Source organism: Blattabacterium cuenoti (assembly GCF_014252435.1).
GTDB classification, from domain to species: Bacteria; Bacteroidota; Bacteroidia; order Flavobacteriales; family Blattabacteriaceae; genus Blattabacterium; species Blattabacterium cuenoti_X.
Genome location: NZ_CP059220.1, coordinates 570,162 through 586,140, shown reverse-complemented (window position 1 = coordinate 586,140; position 15,979 = coordinate 570,162). Strand labels below are relative to the sequence as shown.

Here is a 15,979-nt window from a genome sequence, read left to right as displayed (position 1 = left end):
AAACTAAAATTTTAAAATCGAATCAAAATTTATATAAATTATAGATTTATTATTCAATGTGGCAATATACATATTGCTAAACATAAAAAATAAAAATGAAAAGTAAAGTTATCAACAATAATAAAAAAATCTGTTATTGTATTATATGATGAATATGTTCATAGAAATTATAAAAATTCAAGGTGATCACGAATTTATTGATAATTTAGATTGGAAAAAATGGATTATTATTACTTTAATTTTAATTGGAAAAATCATTTTTTTTGCAATTGTATTGATAATACTACAAATTTTATTGAATAAAGGAATATCTTTTATTGGAAAAAGAATAGTTAGTTCTACCAATTTTATTTGGGATAATATTTTATATGAAAATAAAGTTTTCAACAGTTTATCACATTTTTTTTCATTATTTATTGGATTTATTCTAATAAAACCATGTTTTAAAAATTATCATACTATTATTATATATCTGGAAAAAACGTTTGATATTTTATTTGTATTAATTATTCTACAACTTTTAATTAGGATTATTAATTCAATCATGAGGATATCTACAAGTGAAAATAATCACCAAACAATAGCTGTACGATCTTTTTCTCAATTATTGAAAATAATATCTATTATTTTTTGCACATTAGTTATTATTGCTATTCTTACGAAAAATGATTTAATTACCATATTGACTAGTTTAGGAGCAATTACTGCTATTGTTATCTTAGTATTTCGAGATACAATTCTTGGATTTGTATCTGGAGTTCAGATGGCTACTACTAAAATGATTAAAGTCGGTGATTGGATTGGAATTCATAAATATCATATAGAGGGAACTGTAATAGAAATCAATTTAATTTCCGCAAAAATCGAAAATTTTGATAAAACGATTACAAGTATTCCTACTTATGATTTAATTTCAACAGCCGTTACTAATTTTGAAGTGATGCGTAAAAAAAATATACGTAGGATTAAAAGATCTATTTTGTTTAATATTCAATCTTTTCATTTTTGTAATTTGGATAATTTACAAAAACTTGAAAATATATCATTAATAAAGGATTATATTCAAAAAAAACAAAAAAATACTAATATTAAAATTAATATTAATGAAAAAAACATGACCAATATAGGTCTTTTTCGTCAATATGCATTAGAATATTTATATAGACACCCCAAAATTTCTCAATCGGAAACTTTAATGGTAAGACACTTGGAACCAACATCTTACGGTCTTCCATTAGAGTTGTATTGTTTTGTTAATACATCAGAATCTATTAAATATGAAAAAATACAATCAAATGTTTTTGATCATTTGTTAACAGTAGCAAAAGAATTTAATTTAGAAGTAACGCAAGTTTTTACGAAAAGTAGTATTATTTCAAAATAATAAAAAAAATGATAGTATTAATCGTAAATATAAATAAAATAGCTACATTAAGAATTCAATAGAAAACGATCATTGTTTATGAAATAAATTTATAGTATTATTGCAATGTTAATAGGTAATGGATGAAATTATCATTTTCTATATATCAAAATGTACCATATATAGTTACTGGAAAAAAATTTTATAAAGCATGTAAAAAATGAAAATATTACATTCTAAAATTATGGGAATTGGTCCTCCGATTTTAGTATTACATGGATTATTTGGAAATGGTGATAATTGGATTTCCATAACAAAAATAATTAAAAATTATCAAATTCATTTATTAGACATTAGAAATCATGGATATAGTTTTTTTTCAAAAAAAATGAATTTAGATATTTTATCAAAAGATTTACTAAAATATATAATGTATTATAAATTATGTAAACCTATTTTATTAGGTCATTCGATAGGTGGAAGAATTGTTATGAATTTTTCTATCAAATACCCTCATATTCCAAGAAAAATTATAATTGTAGATATAAGCCCAAAATCTTATATAAAAAATGATCAAAGACATTTAATTTCTATTTTAAAAAAAATAAACTTTAATATTATTAGAACAAGAAAGGAACTTGATTCTTTTTTAAAAAAAAAAATATCGGATATTAATATTCGATTATTTTTTTCTAAATGTACAGGTAAAAACAAAAATGGAAAATTTTATTTTCGTTTTTATCTTCCTGGAATTGAAAAAAACTATGCTTCTTTAATTCATCAAAACATAGAAAATGGATGTTATGATGGCCCATCGTTATTTTTACGTGGAGAGTATTCTAATTATATTTTTGATCGAGATTGGATCCATATAAAAAAGATTTTTCCAAAAGCAGAAATTTTAACAATTCCAAAATCGAAACATTGGATTCATATAGAAAATCCAAAAGATTTTTACAAAAAAATTAATATTTTTCTTCAAAAGAATTAAGAATTATGGTATTTGATTTAAAAATAATTCAAAAATTTTATTCAAAGTTTGAACTTAAAATTCAAAAGATTAAGTCTTTCATAAATCATCCTATGACTTATTCTGAAAAAGTTTTATATGCTCATCTTTTTGAAATACAAGATATAAAAAAATATTATTCTAATAATAAAATGAAATTTATTCGAAATAAATTTCATATGAATTTTATTCCAGATAGAGTTGCTATGCAAGATGCAACAGCACAAATGGCATTATTACAATTCATGCAGACAAAAAAACATAAAACTTCAGTTCCGTCTACTATTCATTGCGATCATCTTATTTATGCAAAAGAGGGATCAAACATAGATTTAAAATCCTCTATAAAAGAAAATGAAGAAATTTATAATTTTTTAAGATTTTCTTCAGAAAAATATAAAATAGGATTTTGGAATCCTGGTTCAGGTATAATTCATCAAGTGATTTTAGAAAATTATGCTTTTCCTGGAGGTATGATAATTGGAACAGATTCTCATACTCCAAATGCTGGTGGTTTGGGTATGTTAGCTATAGGTACAGGAGGATCTGATGCGGCTGAAGTTATGTCAGGGTATTTTTTAGAATTAAAAATTCCAAAAGTAATGGGGATTCATTTAAAAGGAAAAATGAGTGGATGGGTTTCTCCAAAAGATATTATTCTAAAATTATCTGGAATTATTGGAGTAATGGGTGCAAAAAATTATATAATAGAATATTTTGGAGAAGGTCTTAATAACATATCTTGTTCTGGAAAATCAACCATATGTAATATGGGAACCGAAATAGGTGCTACATCATCTATTTTTCCTTATGATATTCAAATGAAAAAATACCTAGAGGATAATGGAAGAAAAGAAATATCAATTCTTTCCGAAAAAATAAAACATAATCTGAAAGCAGATGAAGAGGTATATCAAAATCCATCTTTATATTATGATAAAATCATTAAAATTGATTTATCAAATCTAGAACCATATATTAATGGACCTTTTACTCCTGATAAGGCTACTCCTATATCTAAAATGAAAGAAGAATCAATCAATAACAATTGGCCTACTAAAATCGAAGTAGGATTGATTGGATCTTGTACCAATTCTTCTTATGAAGATTTATCAAAATCTATATCCATTATTCATCAAGCAAAGAAAAAACAATTAAAAATACGTTCTGAATATTTAATAACTCCAGGATCTAAAAAAGTATTATTTCTTCTAAAAGAAAAAGGCATCATTTCTTCTTTTCAAGAAATTGGTGCAAAAATATTTTCTAATGCTTGTGGTCCTTGCATTGGACAATGGTATAGAAAAAAAAATTCTCAATATAGAAAAAATACGATCATTCATTCTTTTAACAGAAATTTTTCATCTCGTAATGATGGGAATCCTAATACTTATGCATTTATAGCATCACCAGAAATTGTTACTGCTTTAGTTTTATCGGGAGATTTAACCTTTGATCCAAGAAAAGATAAATTGAAAAATAAAAATGGAAAATATGTCCTATTAGAAGAACCAAAATCTATAGGTATTCCAATAATATCTAATTTTGATATCAAAAAATTAGGTTATCATTATAAAATTTCTAATAAAAAAAATATTCCTGTAATCATTAAAAAAGATTCAGAAAGATTACAAGCTTTATCTCCATTTCCATCATGGAATGGTAAAAATTTCATCAATATAAAACTTCTAATAAAAATAAAAGGAAAATGTACTACAGATCATATATCGATGGCTGGTCCTTGGTTAAGGTATAGAGGTCATTTAGAGAATATTTCAAAAAACTTATTAATGGGTGCTAAAAATGCTTTTAATGAAAAAATAAATAAAATAAAAAATTGTATAACAGGAAATTATAGCACAGTTTATAATACAGCTAAATTTTATAAAACTCATAATATATCAACTTTAATTGTAGGAGAAGAAAATTATGGAGAAGGATCTTCTAGAGAACATGCCGCTATGGAACCAAGATTTTTAGGTGTACGAGTTGTTCTCGTAAAATCTTTTTCTAGAATACATGAAAATAATCTAAAAAAACAAGGAATTTTAGCACTAACCTTTTTAAATGATCAAGATTATTTACATATTCAAGAAGATGATTCTTTTCATTTTTATATAGAAAACATTCGTCCAAATGAAAATATTCAAGTAGAAATCATTCATAAAAATGGAAATAAGGAAAAAATATTAACCAAACATTCTTATAATAAAATACAAATTCAATGGTTTAAAAGTGGTTCTTCTTTAAATTTTATTAAAAATTATAAACGAAATTTATGAACTTTATCCACATTTTTTTTATAATGATTGTTAGATTATATCAGTTTTTTATATCACCATTTATAGGAAAAAATTGTAGATATATACCTTCTTGTTCAGAATATATGATTTTATCTATAAAAAAATATAACATTTTGAAAGCTATATGGATAACTATAATAAGGATTATGAAATGTAATCCATGGGGAAAATCTGGTTATGACCCTATATAAATAAAACCATACCATGTTATTAGAATATATAAATTGGAACCCTATCCATAAATTTATTTTATGGAATAAAATTACCATACATATTTATAGTTTAATGTTCATTATTTCTTTCATATTAGGATGGTATATTATGCAATATATTTATCGATGTGATAAGATTCATGAAGAAAAATTAGATTCATTATTAATCTATACTTTTATAGGAACTTTTTTAGGATCTAGATTAGGACAAGTATTTTTTTATGATTTTTTATATTTTTCCAATCATTGGATTGAAATTTTCATCCCTATTAAAGCAACAGAAAAAAACCATGTTTTATTAGGATATATTAAAGGTTATGAATTTACTGGTTATAGAGGTTTATCTAGTCATGGTGCAGCTATAGGTTTACTTTTATCCAATTTTTTTTATAATAAAAAAATACTTAAAAAAAATTTTATTTGGTTGTGCGATAGATTATGTATTGCCGTTTCAATATCCGCATCTTTTATTCGAATTGGGAATTTTTTTAATTCTGAAATAGTAGGAATTCCATGTAATAAATCTATTCCATGGGCAGTAAAATTTGTTCAAATGGATAAAGAATATGGAAAAGTTGTACCAAGACATCCTACACAAATATATGAATCTATTATATATATTTCCATTTTTTTTCTTCTTTTTTTTCTATATTGTAAAATGAATAAAACTATAAATGGATTGTTATCAGGACTATTTTTTATTTTTATTTGGACATCGCGTTTTTTTTTAGAATTTTTAAAAGAACCACAAGGAAATGAATTTCTTCACTTATTTTTTTTAAATACTGGACAATTACTCAGTATTCCTTTTGTATTGTTTGGAGGATATTTAATTTTTTTATCAATACGAAAAAAATAAATTTTTCGTTATGAAAAAGAAATATTTATTATTATTAATATTATTCCTTTTATTATTATTTGTTTCTTCAGATCAGAAAAATTATAGTGATAATGAAGAGTTTATGGATTTAGAGAATTCATTGGAAATTGATTTTATTCCACATGGAAAATTGTCCTTCATAAAGAATGGAAAAATTATCAAAACAATAGATATTGAATTATCTCAAAAAGAAACAGAAAAAGCAAATGGATTACAATATCGATCTTCTTTAAAAAAAGATAGAGGAATGTTATTCATCTTAAATAATAAAGAAGAATATCAAGAAATCAATATGAAAAATGTTCGTATTCCTTTAGATATTATTTATCTTGATCAAAATAGTATAATTTTTTTTATAAGGAAAAATGTTCCCCCTATGATAGAAAAAATAGATGGATTTTATTTCAATCCAAAAAAAAATATAAAATATATTTTAGAAATCAATTCAGGTATGTCTGATCAATGGGGTATAAAAGAAGGAACCACAAAGATAAATTGGACTTTCAATAAAAATAAATGTTAATTGATGAATGAAAAATATTATTCATATGTTCATTTTTTTTATATTATGTATCTTTTCAAAAAAAACAATTACATTATGATTTCTATATCTAAAGAAGCAAAAAACAAACTTTTTTCTTTGATGAAAAAAGAAGGCCTTTCTCAAGATAATTCTTTTGTGAGAATTGGAGTAAAAGATGGAGGATGTTCTGGAATGTCTTATGAACTAACTTTTGATGATAAAAAAAAAGAAATCGATCAATTATTTAATGATGAAACGATGAAAATATTAATAGATAAAAATAGTCTTCCTTATTTAGAAGATATCATTCTAGATTATTCCGATGGTTTAAATGGAAAAGGTTTTTATTTTAAAAATCCTAAAGCAAAACATACTTGTGGATGTGGAAAAAGTTTTTCATTGTAAAAAATAAAAGAAATGGAAGAAGAAAAAAAAATATTGGAAAATTATACAAATTCTGAATATAAATATGGTTTTTCGACATCTATAGATTCTGACAAAATATCAATTGGATTGAATGAAAATGTTATTCGTAAAATAACAAAAAAAAAAAAAGAACCGAAATGGATGCTAGAATGGAGATTAGAATCATTCCAAATATGGAAAAATATGACTTCTCCGAAATGGGCTAATATAAAATATAAAATACCCAAATTTCAAAAAATAAGTTATTATTCTGCTCCTAAAAAAAAAATAAATTTAGATAATATCAATCAGTCAGATTCCGATTTCATCAGTACTTTTGAAAAATTAGGATTACCTATAAATAACAATAATAGCAAACATCAAGTAGCTATGGACTTTATTTTTGATTCTGTTTCTATCGGTACTACTTTTCAAAAAAAATTAAAAAAAAAGGGTATTATATTTTGTTCCATGAGTGATGCTTTAATCAAATATCCTGATTTAGTAAAACAATATTTAGGATCAGTTGTGTCGAAAAAAGACAATTTTTATGCAGCTTTAAATTCAGCAGTTTTCTCCGATGGGTCTTTTTGTTATATTCCAAAAGGAATTCGTTGTCCTATGGAGTTATCTACTTATTTTCGTATTAATGAAAAAAAAATAGGTCAATTTGAAAGGACATTAATTATAGCAGATAAAAATTCTTTTGTTAGTTATTTAGAAGGATGTACCGCTCCACAAAGAATCGATAATCAATTACATGCAGCTGTAGTAGAGATTGTAGCTTTGGAAAATTCGGAAGTTAAATATTCAACGGTACAAAATTGGTATCCTGGTGAAAAAAAAGGTTTAGGTGGAGTGTATAATTTTGTGACAAAAAGAGGTATATGTGAAAAGAAAGCAAAAATATCTTGGATTCAAGTAGAAATGGGTTCTTCGATTACATGGAAATATCCTTCATGTATTTTAAAAGGAGATTTCTCTTGTGGTAAGTTTTATTCTTTAGCTTTAACTAAAAATTTTCAGCAAGCAGACACAGGTACTAAAATGATTCATTTAGGAAAAAATACTAAAAGTATTATTATATCAAAAGGAATTTCATCTGGAAATTCTCAAAATAGTTATAGAGGTATGGTCCATATGTATTCTACAGCTACAAATTCGAGAAACTTTTCACAGTGTGATTCTTTGTTAATAGGAGATCAATGTGGTGCTCATACTTTTCCTTATATACATGTAGATAATCCTACTTCTCAAGTAGAACATGAAGCGACAACATCTAAAATAGGAAAAGATCAAATTTTTTATTGTAATCAAAGAGGTATTAATATAGATAAATCTATTTCTTTAATAATTAGTGGATTTAGTTATGAAATCTTAAAAAGATTACCTATGGAATTTGCTATAGAAGCAAGAAATCTTTTAGAAATATCATTAGAAGGATCTGTTGGATAATTATATAAAGATATTCATATGTTATTATTAAATATTGAAAATTTACATGTTTCTATAGATGGAAAAAAAATTCTTAAAGGAATTAATTTAAAAATTAATAGAGGAGAAACACACATTATAATGGGACCTAATGCTTCTGGAAAAAGTACTCTTGCTGCTATTATATCTGGGAGAGAAGAATATAATATTGATAAAGGAAGTATTTATTTTTCTAATAAAAATTTAAAATATTCTTCTCCAGAAGAAAGAGCTTACTTAGGTATTTTTCTTTCTTTTCAAAATCCTATAGAAATACCTGGTTTATCAATTATTAATTTTATTAAAACGTCTATAAATTCAATTCAAAAAGGAAGAAAATTAAAAAAAATATCTTCTAAGGATATATTATTAAAAATAAAAAAAATATCTTCTTTTTTAAATCTTGATAAAAATTTTATTTATCGTTTTTTAAATGATGGATTTTCTGGAGGTGAAAAAAAAAAAAATGAAATATTTCAAATGATGATGTTAAATCCAACTTTATCTATATTAGATGAAGTTGATTCTGGATTAGATATAGATGCTTTACGTCTTATTTCTAAAGGAATTAATTCATTTAAAAATGATAAAAATTCTATAATAATTATCACTCATTACAAAAGATTATTAGATTATCTGACTTCAGATTTTGTCATACATATTTTGCATAATGGAAAAATTATTCATTCAGGAGATAAAAAACTAGCAGGAAAATTGGAAAAGAATGGATATGATTGGATCATCAAAAAAAAAATATGATGAAATTATTAGATGAAATAAATTTTTTAATATCTAAAATTGAAATATCAATCAAAAGTAAAAAGTCTTACTTTTCTGATATAAAAAAAGAACATATAAATTTATATAAAAATCATGGATTATCATCTCATTTGAGAAAATCGAATAAGAATAAAAAATATCATCGAATTTTTAAACATATTAACTCGATTTTTCATAAAGAATATTCTATTATGGAAAATACAACAGTAAATCATCAAATAAAATATGGCGATATACAAGATTTTCTTTTATTGAAAAAGTCTTTTCTTTCTATTTCTTTAGATGGAAAATATAATATTTCATATCCTGTTTTTCAAGACAGGAACAATATTTTTATATCTAATATTATATCACAAAATGTATTAAAAATAAAAAAATATTATGGAAAATTATATAATGAATATAATCCTTATTATAGTTTGAATACTATTTTTTCAAAAGATGGAATATTTATTTATATCCCTAATAATACAATTTTGAATAAACCTATAGAAATATTTCATCTATTTACAGGATCAAAATCAAAGTCTTTTTTCAATATTAGAAAACTGATTATTATAGGAAAAGAATCTTCTGTTCAAATAGTTGAACATTTTAAATGTTTAAAAAAAAGTTCTATACTGATAAATTCTGTAAATGAAATACATTCTTTGAATAAGAGTAACATTGAATACTATAACATACAAAATAATTCAAAGAATACATCTATAATAGATAATACGTTTTTTCATCAAAAAAAAGATAGTAATTGTACTATTTATACTTTTTCTTTAGGAGGAGATTTGATACAAAATCATTTGAATTTTTTTTCTTGTGGAATACGAACTAATTCTTCTTTATATGGATTATCTTTTCTATCCAAAAATGAATATTTAAATAATTCGACTTTAATACATCATTTATCTTCATATTCATCTAGTTATCAACTTTACAAAAATATTGTTTCAGAAAATTCTAGTGGAATATTTAATGGGAAAATCATTGTGAATCAATCGACAAAAGGTGTCAATGCTTTTCAAAAAAATAAAAATATTTTATTATCAAACTATTCCAACGTCTCATCTATACCTCAATTAGAAATTTTTTCTAAAGATGTAAAGTGTTCTCATGGTTGTACTATTGGTTATATACAAAAAAACGAATTGTTTTATCTTCAATCTAGAGGAATTAGCAAAAAAAAAAGTAAAATTTTACTTTTATTATCTTTTTTAGAAGAGTTATTACACAATATTCATCTTATTTCTTTAAAAAAATTTATTTATCAAAGAATCAACAAAAAATTAGAAAAATATTTATAAAAATATGTTTTGGGAAAAAAAGATACAAGAAATAAGAAATCAATTTCCAATTTTGAAAGAAAAAATATATTCTCATCCATTAGTATATATGGATAATGCTGCTACTACTCAAAAACCAGTTCAAGTCATCAACGCATCTCAATATTATTATTCTAGATTAAATTCTAATATTCATCGAGCAACACATTTTCTCAGTCAAAAAGCTACATATCATGTTGAACAAGTTAGAAAAAAAATAAAAAAATTTATTCATGCAAAACATAATTCAGAGGTTATATTCACAAAAGGAACTACCGAATCGATTAATTTAGTTGCTAATAGTATGAACTTTTTCATAAATAAAGGTGATGAAATTATAATTTCTTGTTCCGAACATCATTCCAATTTTGTTCCATGGCAAATACTGTGTCAAAGAAAAGAAGCTACTTTGAAAATCATTCCTATACAGAAAAATGGATTGATAGAATTGAAAACTTTTGATTTGTTAATTTCAAAAAAAACAAAAATTGTTTCTATTCCACATATTTCTAACGTATTAGGAATTATTAATCCAATTAAATATATAATCGATAAATCGCATGAATATGGAGCAATTGTTTTAATTGATGGAGCACAAGTTCCATCAAATTTGTGTATAAATATGGAATATTTAAATGTGGATTTTTATGTTTTTTCTGCACATAAAATGTACGGACCTACTGGAGTAGGAATTTTATATGGGAGAAAAAAAATATTAAATCAGATGATTCCTTATCAATTTGGAGGAGAAATGGTTGAAAAAGTTAGTTTGCAAAAAACTACTTATTCTGAAATACCCTTTAAATTTGAAGCAGGGACTCCAAATGTAGAAGGAATTATTGTATGGTCCCAAGCTATCGATTTTATAGAGAGTATAGGTATTTTAAACATAAAATCTTATATAGAAAAACTAACGAGTTACGCTATCATGAAATTAAAATCCATAAAAAAATTAATATTATATGGAAATATTGATGATTTTTCTCAAAAATCTAGTATAATATCTTTTAATATAGAAAATTTGCATTGTTTTGACATTGGTGTAATTTTAGATAGGCTAGGAATAGCCGTTCGTACAGGACATCTATGTGCTCAACCTTTAATGAATTTTTTGAAAGTTTCAGGAATGATACGGGTTAGTTTTGCAATATATAATACTTTTCAAGAAGTAGATTATTTATATAAATGTCTTATAAAAGCAAAAAAAATTTTAAATCATTAAAATATAATATCATTTTTATGAATTCATATGCTATTGTTAATATAAAAGGAATGCAATTTAAACTTTTTGAAAAAAAATATGTTTATATTCCTTATTTAAAACTTGAAATAGGAAAAAAAAAAATACTTGATCAAGTATGTTTATTTTCTGATGATGGATTAGTTTATATTGGTACTCCTTTTATAAAGGATATCAGAGTGAATATTGAAATTTTAAAACATGTCAAAGGAAATAAAATCATTATTTTTAAAAAAAAACGAAGAAAAGGGTACAAAATAAAAAATGGATTTAGACCTATTTATTCTAAAATAAAGGTTATTTCCTTTTTTAAAAAAACTTCAAAAAATATTAATGCATAATGGCACATAAGAAAGGTTCAGGAAGTTCTCGAAATGGAAGAGATTCTATAGGAAAGAGATTAGGTGTAAAAATATATGGAAATCAGTATGCTCGTTCTGGATGTATAATAGTTCGACAAAAAGGAACAAAACATTATCCTGGAATGAATGTTAAAATTGGGAAAGATTATACTTTATATGCTGTAAAAAATGGATTTGTTCATTTCAAAAAAATAAAAAAAAATAAATCAGTTATTTCTATTATAGAAAAAAAATTAGTTAAAACTGGGTAGTTCAATCAGGATAGAATAACAGTTTCCTAAACTGCAGGTTGTGGGTTCGAATCCCTCCCCAGTTATTTTTTAGACAAAGATGGTCCCAGCTGGATTTGAACCAGCGACTTCCTGATTATGAGTCAGGTGCTCTAACCTACTGAGCTATGGGACCTAATAATTAAGGATTCAATACAATTTAACAATATTATTCATCCTATTACAAATTTTGTATAATTTTTTTGTATTATTTTTCAAATCAATTCATATGAATGTACTTAAAAAAAAAAAATTATTATCAATATTATATATAGAAATGTCTCAAATTTTAAATGAAGATATGCGAAATAATTATTGTATACAAAATTTGAAAAATGTTATAGTTACTTTAATCAAAATAGATATGAGTTCTGATATTAATTCAATGAAAATTTACATAAAAATATATCCTATTTTTGATAAAAAAATTGAAAATTTTATTGTATTGAGATCTAATATTTATAGAAAATTATTATCTAAAAATCTTAGATATTATGTAAAAAAAATTCCTAAATTATATTTTCATGTATTCAATAATTGATATATTACTTTTCATATGATGAATGTGTATATATCTATATGTTATTTATATTATTATTTTTTTATTTTATAAAAAATGAAAAAAGCCACTTTACCCATGAAAAAATATTATAAATCATATTTTTTCATGGGTAAAGTGGCTTCAACATTTTGAAAAATTTCTTTTGCTTCTTTTTCAAAAGATTTAATATTTGGAAATCGATTAGAATAATGTCCTAATAATAGTTTTTTAACTTTAGCTTCTTTTGCAATTATAGCTGCTTGGTTTGCTGTAGAATGTCCTGTTATCATTGCCCTATTTTCTTCTTTTTTAAGAAAAGTAGATTCATGATATAATAAATCTACATATTGTAAATATTTTATGATTGGTAAATAAAAAGAAGTATCTGAACAAAAAGCATAAGATAAGGTTTTTGGAGGATCAAATGTTAATTCTGAATTAGGAATGATATGTTCTTTGTTTATTATAAAATCTTTTCCCAATTTTAAATTTTTATAGTCTTTTATTTTAATAGATGGAATATGATTAATCTTTTCTATATTTAATTTCCTATGCATCGGTTTTTCTTTAAATAAAAATCCATTCGTGTAAATTCTATGTTTTAATGGAATGGAAAATACTTTTACTTTTTCATTTTCCATTATTTTTTCTAACTTTTTAGAATGCAATTCAATGTAATTTATGGAATAACCTATTTTTGTATAGGACCATTTAAAATGAATATCAATGATTTCCTTTAATCCTTTTGGAGCATATATAAATACTGATTTTTTCCTTCCTAATAGATGAAATGTAGACAATAATCCAATTAAACCAAAATAATGATCTCCATGTAAATGAGATATGAATATATGTATAATTTTATTAAATCTAACTTTTGCTTTTTTTAATTGTACTTGAGTTCCTTCTCCACAATCAATAAGAAAAAAGAATCCTTGGATTTCCAATATTTGAGAAGTTGGATAAAATTTATTAGTATTAGGAATAGAAGAATGACATCCTAGTATAGTTAATGAAGGTTTTTTGATCATTAAATAATTTAAATTTATTTATTTTTTGTATTCAATCTTTTTTTTTTCATCAGAAATAAAAAACCAATGATTAATATGAATACACTGAATGAAAATAAAATCCAATAATTTTGATCTCTGTTTTGTATAATAAATTTTTTATTCTTCATAAAAAAAAACATGGTCAATATAGCAAAAACATTATTAAACATATGTAATAAAATACAATCTATAATAGAATATGTAACATAATAAACAAATCCTATGAAATTTCCGATAAACAAACCTCCTACAAATTGCCATGGATTCATATGAGTTAATCCAAATAAAAATGAAGAAAATAAAATAGCATTAATAGGATGTATTTTATTTCTTAACATTCCATTTAAAATAACTCCTCTAAAAAATACTTCTTCACATATAGGTGCTAATAAAACAGTTGTAGAGAAAAAAGGAATTGGATTTTTTATTTCTTCATTTAAAAAATGTTCTATTTCATTATACATATTACCCAATATAGGTCCATTTTTAGGTACTAAAGATGAGATATATTCATTAACAATCATCATGCTAAACATCATAGAAAAAATAAGTAAATATATATACCAAGGAGACATCTTCATAGATAAATTGAGAATAAGATTTTTCTTTTGAGTTTGATGAGAAATAAAAATGAATAAAAAAATGAAAGGGACTGTATATGACAATGAAAAGATCATACCATCTGGTAAATTCATATAAACTAGTAATTTTTTTAAAATTACATTACAAAAATTGATAGTAGTGAATATTATAATTAATAAAATAGATTCAATATAATTTATTTTGAAATAATTCTTCATAATTAAAAAAATTCATGTTAATATGATTAAAATAGAAAAAATCATTTAAATTTGATATCAATTTTCTTGATATTTTGCATTTTTTATTTATGTTTTATTTATATCCTAATATAATAATTGAAAGATAAAAAATTAAAATGAATATAAAATTTATTAAAAAAAATAAATATGCACTTGTTTGATATTCAGTCTATATTTTATGAATATGATTCATTTAAAGAATCGAATATTTCTAACTCTAGTAAATTATTTAGATATTCTGATTTACTGAAAATAATAGATTTATATAATAAAAATTATAAAATTGATCCTATAGGACATTCCATCGATCATAGAAAAATTTTTAAATTTATTTGGGGATTAGGTAAAATAAAAATTTTTATATGGTCTCAAATGCATGGAAATGAAACAACTGGAACAAAATCAATGTTTGATGTATTGAATTTTTTTTCTTTAAAAAAAAATAAAGAATTAGTACAATTTTTAAGAAAAAAAATTACAATTTTTTTTATTCCTATGTTAAATCCTGATGGTTCGGATTTTTTTAAAAGAAGAAATGCTATTAATATTGATTTAAATAGAGATGCTTTAGCGTTATTATCTCCAGAAATTAAAATTCTTTTTAGAGAAATTCAAAAAGAATCACCTCATGTTTTATTTAATTTACATGATCAAAGAAGTATATATAATGTTGGACATGTCAAGTTCAATCCTGCTATTTTATCTTTTTTATCACCTAAAGATAAAAGTGGAAATTCTATTAAAAAAATGATTTCTATGGGAATTATAAATAAAATAACACTTGATATTCAAAAAATATTACCAAATATTGGATCAATAGGAAGATATACTGATAAATGTTACCCTACATCTACTGGTGATGTACTTCAAAATTTAGGATATCCATGTGTACTTTTTGAGGCTGGTAATTATCCAGGAGATATTCATAAAAATATTATTAGAACATATAATACTTTATCAATATTATCAGGATTAATTTTTATTGCTACTAATTATGATAAAATACATGAAATAAAAAATTTTAAAGAAGATTATTTTTCTATTTTAGAAAATGAGGCAATTTTATTGGATAAAATATATAGAAAAGTAAAAATTCAAAAAAATCGAGTTCAATATTTAGCTGATATTGGTTTTATGCAATTTGAAAAATTTGATCGCGAAAAAAATAAATTAAACATTACATCAAAAATAGTTGAAATAGGAGATCTATCTCATTTTTTTGCATATAAAAATATTTTATCCAATAATCATTCTTTACTTTATAAAGAACATATGATCCCTGATATTGGAGATCTAGAAAAATCATTCTTTACTTTATAAAGAACATATGATCCCTGATATTGGAGATCTAGAAAAATCATTCTTTACTTTATAAAGAACATATGATCCCTGATATTGGAGATCTAGAAAAATCATTCTTTACTTTATAA

General features: G+C 23.2%; 17 protein-coding genes and 2 tRNA genes. 16 read left to right on the top strand and 3 right to left on the bottom strand.

Features of this window, described 5'->3' with window-relative positions:
• Nucleotides 1–154: 154 nt before the first annotated feature.
• The 14 genes from H0H35_RS02825 to H0H35_RS02760 all read left to right on the top strand — a co-directional run bounded on the left by H0H35_RS02825 (nucleotide 155) and on the right by H0H35_RS02760 (nucleotide 12,182).
• The gene (locus H0H35_RS02825; protein ID WP_185882933.1) at nucleotides 155–1,384 is read left to right on the top strand and encodes a mechanosensitive ion channel family protein; all 1,230 of its coding nucleotides are present in this window, start codon (nucleotides 155–157) and stop codon (nucleotides 1,382–1,384) included.
• Nucleotides 1,385–1,583: 199 nt separating this feature from the next.
• Nucleotides 1,584–2,354, top strand: a complete 771-nt coding sequence (locus H0H35_RS02820) for an alpha/beta fold hydrolase (RefSeq protein ID WP_185882932.1) — start codon at nucleotides 1,584–1,586, stop codon at nucleotides 2,352–2,354.
• Nucleotides 2,355–2,359: 5 nt separating this feature from the next.
• Nucleotides 2,360–4,654 carry an aconitate hydratase gene (locus H0H35_RS02815; RefSeq protein ID WP_185882931.1) on the top strand — a complete coding sequence of 765 codons (2,295 nt, stop codon included), beginning with the start codon at nucleotides 2,360–2,362 and terminating at the stop codon, nucleotides 4,652–4,654.
• Between the two features lie 23 nt (nucleotides 4,655–4,677).
• Complete coding sequence (gene yidD / locus H0H35_RS02810; protein WP_238892326.1) at nucleotides 4,678–4,866, top strand: membrane protein insertion efficiency factor YidD; 189 nt, start codon at nucleotides 4,678–4,680, stop codon at nucleotides 4,864–4,866.
• Between the two features lie 13 nt (nucleotides 4,867–4,879).
• Nucleotides 4,880–5,746, top strand: coding sequence for a prolipoprotein diacylglyceryl transferase (gene lgt / locus H0H35_RS02805; protein WP_185882929.1), 867 nt, complete (start codon nucleotides 4,880–4,882; stop codon nucleotides 5,744–5,746).
• Between the two features lie 10 nt (nucleotides 5,747–5,756).
• Nucleotides 5,757–6,290 carry a DUF192 domain-containing protein gene (locus H0H35_RS02800; RefSeq protein WP_185882928.1) on the top strand — a complete coding sequence of 178 codons (534 nt, stop codon included), beginning with the start codon at nucleotides 5,757–5,759 and terminating at the stop codon, nucleotides 6,288–6,290.
• A 75-nt stretch (nucleotides 6,291–6,365) separates the two neighbouring features.
• The gene (locus H0H35_RS02795; RefSeq protein WP_185882927.1) at nucleotides 6,366–6,695 is read left to right on the top strand and encodes a HesB/IscA family protein; all 330 of its coding nucleotides are present in this window, start codon (nucleotides 6,366–6,368) and stop codon (nucleotides 6,693–6,695) included.
• 12 nt (nucleotides 6,696–6,707) lie between these two features.
• Complete coding sequence (gene sufB, locus H0H35_RS02790; RefSeq protein ID WP_185882926.1) at nucleotides 6,708–8,150, top strand: Fe-S cluster assembly protein SufB; 1,443 nt, start codon at nucleotides 6,708–6,710, stop codon at nucleotides 8,148–8,150.
• A gap of 18 nt (nucleotides 8,151–8,168) precedes the next feature.
• Nucleotides 8,169–8,927 carry a Fe-S cluster assembly ATPase SufC gene (gene sufC, locus H0H35_RS02785; RefSeq protein WP_185882925.1) on the top strand — a complete coding sequence of 253 codons (759 nt, stop codon included), beginning with the start codon at nucleotides 8,169–8,171 and terminating at the stop codon, nucleotides 8,925–8,927.
• Nucleotides 8,924–10,246 (top strand): Fe-S cluster assembly protein SufD, encoded by a 1,323-nt coding sequence (gene sufD, locus H0H35_RS02780; protein WP_238892324.1) that lies wholly within the window; start codon nucleotides 8,924–8,926, stop codon nucleotides 10,244–10,246. The genes sufC and sufD overlap by 4 nt, the downstream gene beginning before the upstream one ends.
• Nucleotides 10,247–10,250: 4 nt before the next feature.
• Nucleotides 10,251–11,486, top strand: coding sequence for an aminotransferase class V-fold PLP-dependent enzyme (locus H0H35_RS02775; RefSeq protein ID WP_185882924.1), 1,236 nt, complete (start codon nucleotides 10,251–10,253; stop codon nucleotides 11,484–11,486).
• A 17-nt stretch (nucleotides 11,487–11,503) separates the two neighbouring features.
• A complete protein-coding gene (gene rplU, locus H0H35_RS02770; protein ID WP_185882923.1) occupies nucleotides 11,504–11,845 on the top strand; it encodes a 50S ribosomal protein L21 in 342 nt (113 codons plus the stop codon).
• Nucleotides 11,845–12,117 (top strand): 50S ribosomal protein L27, encoded by a 273-nt coding sequence (gene rpmA / locus H0H35_RS02765; protein ID WP_185882922.1) that lies wholly within the window; start codon nucleotides 11,845–11,847, stop codon nucleotides 12,115–12,117. The genes rplU and rpmA overlap by 1 nt, the downstream gene beginning before the upstream one ends.
• Nucleotides 12,108–12,182: transfer RNA gene (locus H0H35_RS02760), tRNA-Arg, on the top strand. The genes rpmA and H0H35_RS02760 overlap by 10 nt, the downstream gene beginning before the upstream one ends.
• A gap of 15 nt (nucleotides 12,183–12,197) precedes the next feature.
• Here H0H35_RS02760 and H0H35_RS02755 read toward each other — a convergent pair.
• A tRNA-Ile gene (locus H0H35_RS02755) sits at nucleotides 12,198–12,271 on the bottom strand.
• Nucleotides 12,272–12,364: 93 nt separating this feature from the next.
• Between H0H35_RS02755 and H0H35_RS02750 the strand changes: the two genes are divergently transcribed.
• Nucleotides 12,365–12,676, top strand: coding sequence for a ribosome-binding factor A (locus tag H0H35_RS02750; protein WP_185882921.1), 312 nt, complete (start codon nucleotides 12,365–12,367; stop codon nucleotides 12,674–12,676).
• Nucleotides 12,677–12,783: 107 nt separating this feature from the next.
• Here the strand turns inward: H0H35_RS02750 and H0H35_RS02745 are convergent, their stop codons facing one another.
• Nucleotides 12,784–13,704 carry a ribonuclease Z gene (locus H0H35_RS02745; protein ID WP_185883204.1) on the bottom strand — a complete coding sequence of 307 codons (921 nt, stop codon included), beginning with the start codon at nucleotides 13,702–13,704 and terminating at the stop codon, nucleotides 12,784–12,786.
• Between the two features lie 17 nt (nucleotides 13,705–13,721).
• A complete protein-coding gene (locus H0H35_RS02740; RefSeq protein ID WP_317167194.1) occupies nucleotides 13,722–14,423 on the bottom strand; it encodes a CPBP family intramembrane glutamic endopeptidase in 702 nt (233 codons plus the stop codon).
• A 273-nt stretch (nucleotides 14,424–14,696) separates the two neighbouring features.
• Between H0H35_RS02740 and H0H35_RS02735 the strand changes: the two genes are divergently transcribed.
• Nucleotides 14,697–15,869, top strand: a complete 1,173-nt coding sequence (locus tag H0H35_RS02735; protein ID WP_185882919.1) for a M14 family zinc carboxypeptidase — start codon at nucleotides 14,697–14,699, stop codon at nucleotides 15,867–15,869.
• Nucleotides 15,870–15,979: the final 110 nt, after the last annotated feature.

Excerpts from the sequence above, each read along its gene's own strand:
- H0H35_RS02775 (WP_185882924.1), top strand. The coding sequence starts at position 10,251 with ATGTTTTGGGAAAAAAAGATACAAGAAATAAGAAATCAATTTCCAATT.
- sufC (WP_185882925.1), top strand. The coding sequence starts at position 8,169 with ATGTTATTATTAAATATTGAAAATTTACATGTTTCTATAGATGGAAAA.
- sufB (WP_185882926.1), top strand. The coding sequence starts at position 6,708 with ATGGAAGAAGAAAAAAAAATATTGGAAAATTATACAAATTCTGAATAT.
- H0H35_RS02740 (WP_317167194.1), bottom strand. The coding sequence starts at position 14,423 with ATGAATTTACCAGATGGTATGATCTTTTCATTGTCATATACAGTCCCT.
- H0H35_RS02825 (WP_185882933.1), top strand. The coding sequence starts at position 155 with ATGTTCATAGAAATTATAAAAATTCAAGGTGATCACGAATTTATTGAT.
- yidD (WP_238892326.1), top strand. The coding sequence starts at position 4,678 with ATGATTGTTAGATTATATCAGTTTTTTATATCACCATTTATAGGAAAA.
- rplU (WP_185882923.1), top strand. The coding sequence starts at position 11,504 with ATGAATTCATATGCTATTGTTAATATAAAAGGAATGCAATTTAAACTT.
- H0H35_RS02815 (WP_185882931.1), top strand. The coding sequence starts at position 2,360 with ATGGTATTTGATTTAAAAATAATTCAAAAATTTTATTCAAAGTTTGAA.
- rpmA (WP_185882922.1), top strand. The coding sequence starts at position 11,845 with ATGGCACATAAGAAAGGTTCAGGAAGTTCTCGAAATGGAAGAGATTCT.
- H0H35_RS02800 (WP_185882928.1), top strand. The coding sequence starts at position 5,757 with ATGAAAAAGAAATATTTATTATTATTAATATTATTCCTTTTATTATTA.
- lgt (WP_185882929.1), top strand. The coding sequence starts at position 4,880 with ATGTTATTAGAATATATAAATTGGAACCCTATCCATAAATTTATTTTA.
- H0H35_RS02735 (WP_185882919.1), top strand. The coding sequence starts at position 14,697 with ATGCACTTGTTTGATATTCAGTCTATATTTTATGAATATGATTCATTT.
- H0H35_RS02795 (WP_185882927.1), top strand. The coding sequence starts at position 6,366 with ATGATTTCTATATCTAAAGAAGCAAAAAACAAACTTTTTTCTTTGATG.
- H0H35_RS02750 (WP_185882921.1), top strand. The coding sequence starts at position 12,365 with ATGAATGTACTTAAAAAAAAAAAATTATTATCAATATTATATATAGAA.
- H0H35_RS02820 (WP_185882932.1), top strand. The coding sequence starts at position 1,584 with ATGAAAATATTACATTCTAAAATTATGGGAATTGGTCCTCCGATTTTA.
- sufD (WP_238892324.1), top strand. The coding sequence starts at position 8,924 with ATGATGAAATTATTAGATGAAATAAATTTTTTAATATCTAAAATTGAA.